We start from the raw sequence: 13,581 nt of genomic DNA on the forward strand, positions 1-13,581 counted from the left end.
CTAGCGAGATTTGTTCTATTTTTTCTGGTGTCGCTGGAGTTGGTTTTTTTAGCATAGAAGAATTCCTATTATAATCGGCTCCTCTCTATTAGATCAAAGAACTCGCCAAAAAGCGAGCTCTTTGTCATCAATCTGAAGCCTCTCATTTGAGAGGCTTTTTATTATTAATATTAAAGATTTTTTATCAGCAAATATTGTTCTTGCAGTTTGGCTTTATCATTAATATAACCTTGTTGTTTTTCTTTCTCTTTAGTGACCACTGCCGCAGGTGCTTTATCAACAAAGCTTGCGTTAGATAACTTGTTTGCAATCCGCATAATTTCACCTTCAATGCGTGCAATTTCTTTTTCTAAACGAGCAAGTTCATTTTCTTTATTAATTAATCCTACCATAGGTATTAATAATTCCGCACCGTCAACTAATTTAGTTACTGATAAAGGTCCAGTTTCATTTTCATCTAATAAGACTATTTCAGATAATCTTGCTAATGATTCAATAAAACTAATATTATTGCTAGTAATTCGATGCACTGTTGGTGACGCTTTACGAATTAATAATTGTAGTGGCTTACTTGGTGCAATGTTCATTTCTGCACGAATACTACGTACAGCAATTACCGCATCTTTTATCCAATTAATATCTGCAACTGCCTCATCATTTGAAGACTGGTTATCAAAAATAGGCATTGGTTGTAACATAATGGTATCAGCTTTAATATCCATTAGTGGTTTTACATTTTGCCAAATTTCTTCCGTTATAAATGGAATAATTGGATGAGCCAGACGTAATAGAGCTTCTAATACAGTCACTAACGTATGACGAGCTGCACGTTGCTGCGATGTTTCGCCATTAGCTAAAATGGATTTCGTTAGTTCTAAATACCAATCACAGAACTGGTTCCAAGTGAATTCATATAAAATATTAGCAGCCAAATCAAAACGATAAGTATCAAATGCCTCACGATAAGTTTTAACTGTTTGATTAAATTCAGCCAAAATCCATTTATCAGCTAGCGAATAATCTAAATCTCCTCCTTTAAAACCACAATCATGCTGCTCAGTATTCATTAACACATAACGGCTTGCATTCCATAGTTTATTACAGAAATTACGATAACCTTCTAAACGTTTTAAATCCCAATTAATATCACGCCCTGTTGATGCTAGTGCTGCGAGTGTAAATCGTAGTGCATCAGTACCATGCGTTTCAATGCCATTTGGGAATTGCTTTTCTGTTCGCTTAGCAATTTTCTCAGCAAGTTGTGGTTGCATCATATTGCCTGTTCGTTTTTTTAACAAATCAGCTAAAGAAATACCATCAATCATATCTAAAGGATCGATAACGTTTCCTTTAGATTTTGACATTTTTTGTCCTTCTTCATCACGAATTAGACCTGTGACATACACCGTTTTAAATGGGACTTGCGGTTTTCCATGTTCATCTTTTATAAAATGCATGGTCATCATGATCATTCTAGCTACCCAAAAGAATATAATATCAAAACCGGTCACTAGCACATTCGTTGGATGAAACGTGGTTAAGTCGTCAGTATTTTCTGGCCAACCTAACGTTGAAAATGTCCAAAGCGCAGACGAAAACCAAGTATCAAGCACATCTTCATCTTGCTCTAACTCAATATCATTTGACAAATTATTTTCACGTCGTACTTCAGCTTCATCACGCCCCACATATACATTACCTTGTTTATCATACCAAGCAGGAATACGGTGTCCCCACCATAATTGACGGGAAATACACCAATCTTGAATATCATTCATCCAAGAAAAATACATGTTTTCGTATTGTTTTGGTACGAACTGAATATCGCCATTTTTGACCGCATCAATGGCTGGTTTTGCGAGCACTTTGGCTCGCACATACCATTGGTCCGTCAACATAGGTTCAATAACAACACCGCCACGATCACCATAAGGAATGGTTAAATCATGAGGTTCTATTTTTTCCAAAATACCTAGTTTTTCACATTGTGCAAGAATAGCTTTACGGGCAGCAAAACGCTCTAAATTCTGAAATTCTAAAGGTATATCAGTTGAATATAACGTGCTAGGTTCTCCGTTAGTATCAAATACTTCAGCTTGTGTACGAATATTACCATCAAAAGTTAGGATATTTATCATTGGTAACTGATGACGGTGCCCAACTTCATAGTCATTAAAGTCATGAGCAGGTGTGATTTTTACACAACCAGTACCTTTAGTCATATCGGCATGTTCATCACCAATAATAGGAATGCGACGATTTACGAACGGTAATACTACAAATTTACCAATCAGATCTTTATAGCGTGGATCTTCAGGATTAACAGCAATACCTGTGTCACCGAATAATGTTTCAGGACGAGTTGTGGCGACAACTAAATAATCTTTTCCTTCTGATGTTTTCACACCATCAGCAAGATGATAACGTAAGTGCCACATTGAACCTTTTACTTCACGATTTTCGACTTCAAGATCAGAAATAGCTGTACGCAGTTTTGGATCCCAATTAACTAAACGTTTGCCGCGATAAATCAGATCTTCTTGATATAATCTAACAAAAACTTCCTTAACGGCATTGGATAAGCCTTGGTCCATTGTAAAACGCTCACGCTCCCAATCAACTGAATCCCCTAAACGACGCATTTGCTTTGTAATGCTGCCACCTGATTCAGCTTTCCATTTCCAGATTTTTTCGATAAATGCATCACGACCATAATCATGACGAGTTTTGTTTTCTTCTGCAGCAATTTTCCGCTCTACAACCATTTGCGTTGCTATACCTGCATGATCGGTTCCTGATTGCCACAAAGTATTATTGCCCTGCATACGATGATAACGAATTAAGGCATCCATAATAGTTTGTTGAAATGCATGCCCCATATGTAAACTCCCAGTTACATTTGGTGGTGGGATAGCAATACAGTAACTTGGTTGGGACTTATCGCCATTGGGTTTGAAATACCCACTTTCTTCCCAATGTTTGTAAATAGGTTGTTCAATTTCTTGTGGATTATAAGTCGTATTTTTCATAATTAATGCATAAATCCTGATTTAAGGCATAAAATTTTGACCATTCTACAGTAAAATAGCTAAACAATAAATTGGCAGAATAATAAACTCGTTGATTTAATCTTCTTAAAAAATTTTTATTACACGACAAATGACAAAAAAACCGCTTTATATCAAGCGATTTTATATATCTATCACCAAAATATTGTTATAACTAGGGATGTTGATATATAAAATTATCAATTAACCGTGTTTTACCAATATAAACGGCTAACGCACATAAGCTATCTTGCTCAAGCATATCAACCGATTGTAAAGATGTTAGATCAACAAATTCAATATAATCAATTTTAGCTAAGGGTTGATTGGTTATAAGCTCATGCATAACTTTTGTAATAACAGTTACTGACTTTTCTCCCTGCTTTATCATTGCTTTGGCACTTTCTATAGCTTGATAAAGGCAAACTGATGCGGATCGTTCGCTTTCGGACAAATAACTATTACGCGAGCTTTTAGCTAGCCCATCAGCTTCACGCACAATCGGACAACCAACAATCTCAATATTAAAATTCAGATCATTTACCATACGTTTAATTACAGCTAGCTGCTCCGCATCTTTCTGACCAAAATAAGCACGATCAGGTTGCGTAATATTGAATAATTTTGTGACAACAGTGCAAACACCTTTAAAATGCCCCAGACGCTTTTGTCCACATAATGCGTTGGTTAAACCATTAACATCAACATAGCTACTAAAATTAGGAACATACATTTCATTAACAGTTGGGCAAAAAATCAAATCTACCCCCATCTGCTCACAAGCAATTTTATCTCTATTTAAATCACGAGGATAGCTGGCTAAATCCTCAGAAGGACCAAACTGGATAGGATTAACAAAAATGCTCACAATTACTTTTTGGTTTTCCTTTTTAGCCGCAGCCATTAGACTTTGGTGACCCTCATGCAAATATCCCATTGTTGGAACAAGCCCTATACTATACCCAGCTTGACGCCAAGCTTTTACTTGTGCTTGGACTTCTTTAATTGTACTTACAATATTCATTTGTATTAGCCCTTATGGTTAATAGTAAATTCAAGCTTGAGTTTCTCTATAACATTATCTTCAATAGAAAACTCATGATTTGTAGCAGGGAACTGTCGATTATTAACTTCTTGGCAATACAATTTAAAAGCTTGTTTCATTTGTTCACCAATCGATGCAAAAGATTTCACAAATTTTGATGAAATACCATCATACATTGATAACATATCTTGATAAACTAGCACTTGCCCATCACAATCAACTCCCGCTCCAATGCCAATCGTCGGAATATTAACTAATTGTGTGATAAATTTCGCTAAACCTGCCGGAACACACTCCAGCAAAATAGCTGCAGCACCAGCTTTTTCAACCGCTAATGCATCAAGAACAATATTTTTAGCATGTTCATAATCCTTACCTTGAACTTTATACCCACCTAAAGCAAGCACAGATTGCGGCATTAACCCAATATGCGCTACAACAGGGATAGATGCTTGTGTAATCATTTTGATATGTTCATAAAATGCTTGCCCACCTTCAAGTTTCACTGCTTGAGCTTGCCCTTCTTTGATTAAACGACCTGCATTTAAAACCGCATCATATACAGACGTGTGATAAGACATAAAAGGTAAATCTGTCACCACAAAAGCTGACTTAGCGGCTCTTGCTACTGCTTTGGAATGGTGAATCATATCCTCCATAGTAACCGATACAGTACTATCGTAACCTAACATCACCATTCCTAAAGAATCACCAACTAACAGACAATCTATACCACTTTCGTCCATTAATTTGGCTGTAGTATAATCATATGCAGTTAACATGGTAATTTTTTGTTGATTTTTCTTGCGTTTTTGTAGTGTAAGAATTGTATTTTTCAAGGTAACAGCTCCAGCTCTAATTGTCGATAATCCTTATTTGGATGTTTTGTCCGACTAATATTAAGTAAAATAGTTGATAATTGTAGATAAATCGGCTTGAGTTCATCAGGCATTACCATAATATGTTGTTTGATAGTTTCAATATCACCACGTTCGACAGGTCCAGTCAAAGCATTGATCACTCCTACTTTACCAATATTATTTGCATTTCCTAGAAATAATGGATGCCAAGCCTGTTCACTAAATTCAGCATCTAGTCTACATTGTTTAAACAAATCAACACCAATTTGAACCAATGCAATAACTTGATTACTTAACATAACACAAGCAGCATGATACAACGGTTTTTTACTTGCAGGTAAAATTGCTAAAGGATTATTTAGTGGAGCTAATGTGGCTCGTAATTGAGGGATAATATTTTCATTTGCTTCAAGAGTAAAAGATATACCTGACATTGCCATATAGCAACTAAATCTATCATAAATAGCATATAAAGGATGCAAAGAAAACGCAAATGGGTGAACAACCTTATGTTGACTAAAAATATGCGATGTTAACAGACCACTACAATGACCAATCCATTTGTTAGCAATAGATAATTGACAAAGTTTTTGCCAAACTGTGACTATTTGACCATCAGGTACTGTGACTAATATGCAATCACTATCATTAACTAATTCAGGTAAAGAAGTATAATGTTGGCTTTGAGTAAAATTACTTGCCTCTTTTGCATGTTCATAGGTTTGGCTATAAAATCCAGCAATCTGCATTCCACATAAAGAAAAATACTTAGCTATGGTGCACCCTACTTTACCTGCACCGATAAAACCAATAATCATTACAACTGTAAATTATTTGAAGTTGTTGCATTATAGCTTAATCAGTTTGATATTCAATCAATTAGATATCAATAATATTAAAAATAAATGCGTAAAATATAATTTAATTATTTTAAAGTTAAAAGAAAAAGTTGTAGATTATTTCAATAATTAGATACAAAAAAAGGAATCCAACCATTAATCAAAATATTTAATGATCGGATTTTTATTAAGATTAATTTTGATTTAAATACACCCAAGCATATTGAGCATAAAATTTAGCACCTAATGCCATGCCATCTTCATCTACATTAAAACAACCATGATGATGTGGCCATTTGGTATCTTTTTGAGGATTACCAGAACCAACCAATGCAAAGGCTCTAGAAATATTTTCTATTATATAGTGTTACATATTTTTTAACATAAATTCATTGATTTCTTCTAAAAATAAATTACCATATTTTTGTAACTTAATTTTACCCACTCCGGAAACGTTAATTAATTGTTTTTTACTTTTAGGTTTAGTTTGAACCATCTCAAGCAATGTTGCATCACTAAAAACAATATAGGGTGGTATATCTTCAGTATCGGCAATAATTTTACGTAATCTTTTGAGATTATTAAATAAAATCCGTTCTTCGTAAGATAAAATTGTTGTTAAATTAATCGCTCTTGCATAACGATTAATTCGACTTTTCTTAACTATTTCTAAACGCGGTTTAGCTAATGATAATGATATTTCACCTCTAAGTATTAGACGCGCTTTTTGTGTTAGCTGAAGCGTAGTAAAGGCTGATATATTTTGACTTAAATACCCTAAATAAACTAGCTGTCTAATAACACTAAGCCAATAATCTGATGAATGTTGTTTACCAATGCCATAAACCGATAACTTATCATGACCATTTTCCTTAATTTGAGATCGCCCTGAACCACGTAACACATCAATGATATATTGAGCACCGTAATGCTGTTCTACACGATAAACACAAGATAAAACTTTTTGCGCATCAATTAAGCCGTTATAAAGCTCTGGAGGATATAAACAGACATCGCAGTTATTACATGGTTTGGTCCTCTCTTCACCAAAATAATTAAGCAACACCGTACGCCGGCAAGTCAAACTTTGCGCAAAAGCCTCCATTGCATTAATCTTTTGCAATTCTATATCTTGATGTTGGCCATTCCTTTTTTCAATAACTTGTTGCTGATACCAATTAAGATCTTTACTATTAAATAATAATATAGCTTCAGCGGGTACACCATCACGACCTGCGCGGCCTGTTTCTTGGTAATAAGATTCAATCGTTCTTGGGCTATCAGCATGAACAACAAAACGCACATTTGGTTTGTTAATTCCCATACCAAATGCAACGGTCGCTACAATAATTTGCACATTATCTTTTATAAAATCTTCTTGCGCCTGTTGACGTTCATTATTAGTTAATCCTGCATGATAGGCCTTAACAGAAAAGCCTCGGGCTGCAAGCTTAGTGGTCATATTTTCCACTCTAGAGCGACTTGAACAATAAATAATTCCACTATTGCCTTTTTGTGCCTCAATAAAAGAAACAACTTGTTCAAGTTGATTAAATTTTTCGACAACCGTATAACGAATGTTTGGTCGATCAAAGCTTCTTACTACAACTAATGGATTAACCAGATTAAGTTGATGAATAATATCTGTCTGTGTCATTTTGTCTGCTGTTGCAGTCAATGCTACAATGGGGACTTTAGGGAAACGAATAGAAAGCTGCCCTAATTGCCGGTAATCGGGTCTAAAATCATGCCCCCATTGAGATATGCAATGCGCCTCATCAATAGCTATTAATGAAGGAGGATACTCATCAATTAAAGAAGAAAAAGAGTAAACACCCAATCTTTCAGGAGAGACGTATAATAGTTTTATAGAATGATCCAAATACTGTTCGATAACTTTTTGTTGTTCTGTAGATGATTGTGAGGCATTAAGATAGGCAGCAGCAACACCATTAGCTAATAATTGATCGACCTGATCTTTCATCAAAGAAATTAAAGGTGAAACAACTATTGCTGTTCCCGATAATAAAACTGCGGGAATTTGATAACATAAAGATTTTCCTCCTCCAGTTGGAATAATTGTTAAAGTATCACGACCATCAATAATAGATTCAATAATTTCTCTTTGTTGATTTCGAAATGACTTGTAACCAAAAACATTTTGTAAAACATCTTCAATATGATCTTTTATTGACATACAAACCTAAACATAAAGAGCCCAACTCGGGGTGGCGAGTATAGCTAAATTAATTTAAACAAACCACCATCAATTTTAAGAATTAGTAATTCAATCCCAAAAATAAAATATTTTATAAAAACGATTATGTTAGACATAACCTATTACAATTTTTTAAATTTTAATACATATAATGTTTATTCTATAACCAATTCTGTTCGATAGACTAAAAAAAAAGCTATTTTTTATTTTTTTACTTGATACTAATCGATTTGCCAGTTAATATTTGCGTGTTTCAATTATACGCCCGTAGCTCAGTTGGTTAGAGCATCACCTTGACATGGTGGGGGTCAGTGGTTCGAGTCCACCCGGGCGTACCATTCTAAAGTCTTATCTTGCAAGGCTTTGCAATGATTACCTAAAACTCTTATTTTGTCAACGGGGTAAAACTGGGGTAAGAGAGGGGTAAAATTCGCATCCCTGCGGTATTTTTTTTGACCATTTTCTCAAAAGTTCACATCAAAATACAATCAATATAAAATACCCAAAAAAATTCTAACTTTGCTTATCATGATAACAATAAACTACACACTACCAATTTACATACGAATGGCGCCCGAAGATTACGAAATTGAAATCACGGACGAGTGCTACATTATCAACAGCGGCAACGAGCACAATTATGTATTCTATCAAACGCAGAAAGCACTATACGATATCGCTGATTTTGTGATGTTAGAAGACGCTGTTGAGTATTGTAAGTTGAAAATTGATAGTGTGTTTTTTACACGATGATGTTATCAATTGCGACAGCATTTTTCATGCCGCCTTTTTTATCAAACGCAACTGCGTAATAATCGCATTTGTGTCGAATTCTAAATGCAACACTGCCTTTTTCATCGCTTTTGTATTTTGCAATCAGATCGCCGCTTTCTCGAAAATGTAAATAAACATCATGATCAGATAATAGCGTGCCATCGTGATTTTTGACTTTTGCCGGAACGTATGTTTTATTTAATAACCACGACACAACATCATTTACAATATTTATTGCATCATTTGTTAATTGAACATTAAAATCAAAACCTAAAAACGCACAGTCTGCAGCAAATGGCTCGTCGCGCATGTTCAAATCACCTTTTTTAAAGGTTGCACAAGTAACTGGTAGTTTATAGTATCCCCACACAGAGTCGAGAACCAAGAGCGGCGACATGTTCTCTAGAGAACTTTTGCTACCGTGATAGAAATAAAACTGCCTATTATTTTGATTGTATATCATAATTTCTCGTTTTCCGCGCGCGCTCAATGTAACGTCAAGATTATTTACATTATACGTGCGGTTAGAACTTGAGTCCGATGTATAGCTTGCGATACCGAGGTGCGCGATCGAACCTGGGGACGTGTAACTCTGCCCTCCCACAATGACAGGAGTGCCTTTTTCGAAACATTTTTTTATCACGCGCGCTCGGTGCTCTTTTGAATTCATGAAATCCATTATCAGATCAAACTCTGATAAATGATTTTCAGTGTACTCGCTCGATGCCGGATCACAAAAAATAACTTGATGTTCTTCACTGAGAACCTCAATCATCGCATCAACATTAATTTTTTTTTCACTACAAATAACTATTTTTGCCATTTTTAATCCTCGAATTGAAACTCTAGTTCATTCTGTTGTTTGTTCTTATTGAATATAAACTCAATATCGTCTCCAAAAGTAAACGTATGCGTGAATTTTTGGAGTGATTCTATATCGTTTTTGATGCTAGACAGTTCAATATACAAATCACCTTTCTTAATATTAGCAACATTAAATACAAAATGAGGCTCATCAATTATTGTATCAACGAGAGTATCTGAGAAATGTCGCAACACAACTCGATATTTTACATCTTGCTCAACTGTCACATGATCTTCGTACCATCCAATCATGATACCCGACGTTTGTTGTAAACGATTTCTTGTGGACCATTTCACGTCAATTTTATTTCCCTCTATTACATCTGGATAATAAATTCCGTTAATAGTTACATTTGCCGGCGGATATGGCCTAACAGCTCTCCCGCAAATCTCAACAATGACGCTACTAGCGTCAGCTGGATCGAGTGAACTGGTTAGTGTTCTCGTAATAACGCGACAGTCAACTCTGTCTCCCTCGTAATATTCTTCCGATTTTAGAGTTAGTTGTCCCCCACAGAAATAAACAAGACTATTTTGAGCGTGCTTGGCGGGAATAGTATCAAGACAACCCCTTTTGACAGTTAGTTCATCGTTATCACAAGATTCAACAAATAAAATCTCATTATCAATCGAGATCCACGTGTACTCATCGCTTTCTGGTGCTCTATCTAATTTGATGACAGTCTCCATTTTGTCAATGTCATGTGATAGCGTTCTCATTTCACATTCAGTTATGCTCTCTGCATTATCAAAATTATCAGACACAGATGTGGCAAGCTCAGCAAGCATAATATTTTCAGGTAAATCAGCAACTGCAGCGGCAACAAGCCCAGATAAATCATTATCAAGTAGTCGATCAACCGTTTTCTGACCGTAGTTATAAACAAGTTCATAATACGGCGATTCCATCACAATAAAATGTTTTGCGGGGTAAGGTACGTTGTGCTCCGCTGGATTTGAAATTGGTTGCTGAGATTGTACGACTGACGATGTCGGCAATGAGAAGACATCTCTTGAACATTCAATCGTGATTTGATTGTTTTTTTGTGTACCGTAATCCGCTGATATTATACGCATTACAACGTTGTCTAAACCCAAGTTCGGCATGTTTAATAGAAATACATCGCCGCGGCCAAGCTTTCTGCCGTCTAGATTCAGTGTTAGCGTAACAGACGCAAGGTCTGATGATAAATACGCTAAATCCCTCATGGCGAGGCGCGAGGCGAGCGCGCGGCTATAAACAGTATCGTACGTGACTGTTGTGTTATTTTCTCTGCCCGCAATTGCTATCAGCGCGTCATCTCGAACAGTCACTGACCCTTGCTTATAATCATTGCCTCGGTCAATAAAATTAACTGTCACAGAATTAATCATCTCAGTGACAATATTTTTCTTAATATCCGAAATTTTCACAATATTTGTTTTATCAAAAACTGGTAAATCATCAATATTGTAATCATTTCTAATCACTTTTATTTCGAACTGATTTGTATAAGGGTTTTGATCTAACACGCAATCTGTTGTTTTCTCAATATTTTTCTTTAGTTCTTCAAATTTACTCTGACTGTTCCAGATGTACGAAAGCCCTAATTTTTCTTGATAAAATATATCAGCTGCACGTTTAAACGACTCTTCGTTAATTATGTTTTGTACTGATTGAGAGTTAAATCCAGTATACTGATTCAAAACTAATTCTCTGAGCATGTGAGCCGGATTCATATCTGCGTTAGCACTATTAATAGCGTACATCATAGTGTCATAAATCACAGTTGAGTCAGTGCCAGAGATCACCGGAATTTCATCCTCCGGAGTATTGTCAATTTTTGAACTCAATGACGTATCGTAATTCTCAACGTTAACACAATAAATACTAACATCTCTACCGTTTGCCACATCAAACATACCTGTTCTATTGATGAGATCGCGAACATCTTGATTGTCAATAGAGTCAGCATCTTCAAGCTCACCATCACTCACAAAAATACAGCAACGATCCATTTCAAGATTGATCACACTGCGAAAAAAATTAACCGATGCTTCTAGCACAGTTCTAAGATTACCGCCGGATACTATTTTTAAATTATCAATAAACGACAGTATCGATGAAATATCATTTTTAGAAACGTTCCTGACTAATTGTGTTTGTGGTGAACCGCCCTGATGGGTTGTTATTAGAATATCAAGTCGTGACGAACGCAAATCCATTGACGCTTCCAATTTGTTGATCGCCCGCTTCATTGCTGTTTTGAGCGCTATTATGCGCGATCCGCTCATGCTCTGAGATGTATCTAAAATAAAATGTATTGCAAGATTATCGAGTCTGCTCTCAGTTCTAATTTCAGCCCGTTCGTTATACCATTGAAGTGTTTTTTTTGCGTCTTGATAATGTATACGTTGTACAACAACCGCAATATCTTTCAAATATGGATTATTCCCCCAATAAAAATGCCTGAAAACTGCGCCAGCCACATAACGATACGCAGGCACTATTTGCGATATTTTGCTAGCTAGATAACTGTTTCTGCTATGTTTATCATGGCCAGAATAAACATCAACAGCACCAGACACGCCACCCTCTCGTGAATCACCACCAAATAAAGATGGTTTATTAATCGATAACGTCCCGTCTTGCATTACTCCTTTCCACGCAGTTCTGTCAGCAATGATAATTTTAACCAACTTATCAATAGTACCTTGGCAAAATATCATGCTAGTACCAGCGTAGTATCTATAACCTACTGTTTGTTTCTTTTTGCTTCCGCCCATATCTCAACCTAGCCTGATCTATTACCTGATTAGCCATTACATCATTAATTTTTATTAAAATTTCAGCATCAATGCCGTTTTTTAAAAAATCTGACCAATCTAATCCATGCCTTTTAAAAAACGCTCTTCCACCTGCGCTACATTGTCGCGCCGCAATCAGATCTTCTCGTGTAACAATTAAGACCATTATTTTTTTCCACCTTTTTTCCTGATAGCTGTTAGTGATTTGTCTCCAACCCAGGTGTAAATCGGATTTGTAATTTTAACCGTCCCAAAAACTATTGGAATTTCAGTTCCCTCGGTTGATGTACCAGTTTTAAACTCATCAGCCTCTATTTTTTGTTGATTTTTTTTACCGTGTGATCCAACCACGCCAACGATTAAACCCACAACAACAGCAACCAATGCTGCAACTAATGCAAACATAAAACCTCACAATTAAACAATTGAATTACCACTGTTAAGGGGTTCAAGCGGTAAATACGGAAAACCACCATAATTTAGAGTGTTATTAAATGTGTCACAACAATCAAGTGTTCGCGAACAACCCTTGTAAAGCGTAACTTGCGTGATGCCGTTGCGCAGATTGTCTACTAGCTGTTGATTCCGTCTAAATAATACGACAGATGTATCAGAATGATCTTTAATGAAAGTCTGTTCGCCGTTAGGAGTTTGCAATATTCCACCAGTAAAATACCCGTTTGGCATATCTTGTTCAAACACAACAGTTAACACATCATTTTTATACGATGTAACATTGACCACCATCTTAAAATCGTCACGATTTAACCCGCATCGCTCGCTATACAACGCATAACGACAATTTCTCTGAACTCTCTCGTTTACACCTGTTTGCCCTGCTCTCGTGATCAATGGCTCGAATGTCATATCCATCTCTTTATCTGATGTAGATGTTTGAGTTAAACGTCCGCTCCACGACATCGTAATCAAGTTATTTTTGTCTAGCGTGTAAATATCTACTAGCAAATACTTTGTTATGTCTGGAGTTATCCACTGCTGAACAACTTCATTTGTTATTGGCATAGTTATTGTTATTTTATTTTTAGACAGAGACGCATCACGTTTGATTGCGCTACGATTAATCGATTCTCTAATATAAATTTTTTTCTCAATGTTCAGATCTCTCATACCGCTGGTGTAACGATAT

General features: G+C 35.9%; 10 protein-coding genes, 1 tRNA gene and 1 pseudogene. 1 reads left to right on the top strand and 11 read right to left on the bottom strand.

Going from position 1 to position 13,581, the window contains the following annotated elements; genetic code table 11:
- Positions 1–170 precede the first annotated feature (170 nt).
- The 6 genes and pseudogenes from ACGH49_RS10080 to recQ all read right to left on the bottom strand — a co-directional run bounded on the left by ACGH49_RS10080 (position 171) and on the right by recQ (position 7,988).
- Positions 171–3,029: a valine--tRNA ligase gene (locus tag ACGH49_RS10080; RefSeq protein ID WP_411589240.1), complete on the bottom strand. Its 2,859-nt coding sequence runs from the start codon at positions 3,027–3,029 to the stop codon at positions 171–173.
- Positions 3,030–3,222: 193 nt separating this feature from the next.
- Positions 3,223–4,071 (bottom strand): pantoate--beta-alanine ligase, encoded by an 849-nt coding sequence (gene panC, locus ACGH49_RS10085; RefSeq protein ID WP_411589241.1) that lies wholly within the window; start codon positions 4,069–4,071, stop codon positions 3,223–3,225.
- A gap of 5 nt (positions 4,072–4,076) precedes the next feature.
- Positions 4,077–4,931 (bottom strand): 3-methyl-2-oxobutanoate hydroxymethyltransferase, encoded by an 855-nt coding sequence (panB, locus tag ACGH49_RS10090; protein ID WP_065606262.1) that lies wholly within the window; start codon positions 4,929–4,931, stop codon positions 4,077–4,079.
- A complete protein-coding gene (locus tag ACGH49_RS10095; protein ID WP_411589242.1) occupies positions 4,928–5,770 on the bottom strand; it encodes a Rossmann-like and DUF2520 domain-containing protein in 843 nt (280 codons plus the stop codon). The genes panB and ACGH49_RS10095 overlap by 4 nt, the downstream gene beginning before the upstream one ends.
- 214 nt (positions 5,771–5,984) lie before the next feature.
- A pseudogene (locus ACGH49_RS10100) lies at positions 5,985–6,137 on the bottom strand (amidohydrolase); the annotation flags it as partial.
- Between the two features lie 21 nt (positions 6,138–6,158).
- Positions 6,159–7,988: a DNA helicase RecQ gene (gene recQ / locus ACGH49_RS10105; RefSeq protein WP_065606266.1), complete on the bottom strand. Its 1,830-nt coding sequence runs from the start codon at positions 7,986–7,988 to the stop codon at positions 6,159–6,161.
- A gap of 282 nt (positions 7,989–8,270) precedes the next feature.
- Between recQ and ACGH49_RS10110 the strand changes: the two genes are divergently transcribed.
- A tRNA-Val gene (locus tag ACGH49_RS10110) sits at positions 8,271–8,347 on the top strand.
- A gap of 404 nt (positions 8,348–8,751) precedes the next feature.
- On the opposite strand, the gene ACGH49_RS10115 is transcribed toward ACGH49_RS10110, so the two are convergent.
- The 5 genes from ACGH49_RS10115 to ACGH49_RS10135 are packed head-to-tail and all read right to left on the bottom strand — an operon-like array spanning position 8,752 to position 13,562.
- Positions 8,752–9,606: a hypothetical protein gene (locus ACGH49_RS10115; protein ID WP_411589243.1), complete on the bottom strand. Its 855-nt coding sequence runs from the start codon at positions 9,604–9,606 to the stop codon at positions 8,752–8,754.
- A 2-nt stretch (positions 9,607–9,608) separates the two neighbouring features.
- A complete protein-coding gene (locus tag ACGH49_RS10120; RefSeq protein WP_411589244.1) occupies positions 9,609–12,413 on the bottom strand; it encodes a phage tail protein in 2,805 nt (934 codons plus the stop codon).
- Positions 12,376–12,600, bottom strand: coding sequence for a hypothetical protein (locus ACGH49_RS10125; RefSeq protein ID WP_411589245.1), 225 nt, complete (start codon positions 12,598–12,600; stop codon positions 12,376–12,378). The genes ACGH49_RS10120 and ACGH49_RS10125 overlap by 38 nt, the downstream gene beginning before the upstream one ends.
- Entirely contained in the window at positions 12,600–12,839 is a 240-nt protein-coding gene (locus ACGH49_RS10130) for a hypothetical protein (RefSeq protein ID WP_411589246.1), read from the bottom strand. The genes ACGH49_RS10125 and ACGH49_RS10130 overlap by 1 nt, the downstream gene beginning before the upstream one ends.
- Before the next feature lie 12 nt (positions 12,840–12,851).
- On the bottom strand, positions 12,852–13,562 hold the full coding sequence (locus tag ACGH49_RS10135; RefSeq protein ID WP_411589247.1) for a phage BR0599 family protein: 711 nt from the start codon (positions 13,560–13,562) through the stop codon (positions 12,852–12,854).
- Positions 13,563–13,581 lie beyond the last annotated feature (19 nt).

Source organism: Gilliamella sp. BG7 (genome assembly GCF_046635565.1).
In the GTDB taxonomy this organism is placed as follows: Bacteria; Pseudomonadota; Gammaproteobacteria; order Enterobacterales; family Orbaceae; genus Gilliamella; species Gilliamella apicola_P.

Bases quoted from the DNA above. Each gene is read 5' to 3' on its own strand.
- ACGH49_RS10080 (WP_411589240.1), bottom strand. From the start codon at position 3,029: ATGAAAAATACGACTTATAATCCACAAGAAATTGAACAACCTATTTAC.
- panC (WP_411589241.1), bottom strand. From the start codon at position 4,071: ATGAATATTGTAAGTACAATTAAAGAAGTCCAAGCACAAGTAAAAGCT.
- ACGH49_RS10095 (WP_411589242.1), bottom strand. From the start codon at position 5,770: ATGATTATTGGTTTTATCGGTGCAGGTAAAGTAGGGTGCACCATAGCT.
- recQ (WP_065606266.1), bottom strand. From the start codon at position 7,988: ATGTCAATAAAAGATCATATTGAAGATGTTTTACAAAATGTTTTTGGT.
- ACGH49_RS10115 (WP_411589243.1), bottom strand. From the start codon at position 9,606: ATGGCAAAAATAGTTATTTGTAGTGAAAAAAAAATTAATGTTGATGCG.
- ACGH49_RS10120 (WP_411589244.1), bottom strand. From the start codon at position 12,413: ATGGGCGGAAGCAAAAAGAAACAAACAGTAGGTTATAGATACTACGCT.
- ACGH49_RS10125 (WP_411589245.1), bottom strand. From the start codon at position 12,600: ATGGTCTTAATTGTTACACGAGAAGATCTGATTGCGGCGCGACAATGT.
- ACGH49_RS10130 (WP_411589246.1), bottom strand. From the start codon at position 12,839: ATGTTTGCATTAGTTGCAGCATTGGTTGCTGTTGTTGTGGGTTTAATC.
- ACGH49_RS10135 (WP_411589247.1), bottom strand. From the start codon at position 13,562: ATGAGAGATCTGAACATTGAGAAAAAAATTTATATTAGAGAATCGATT.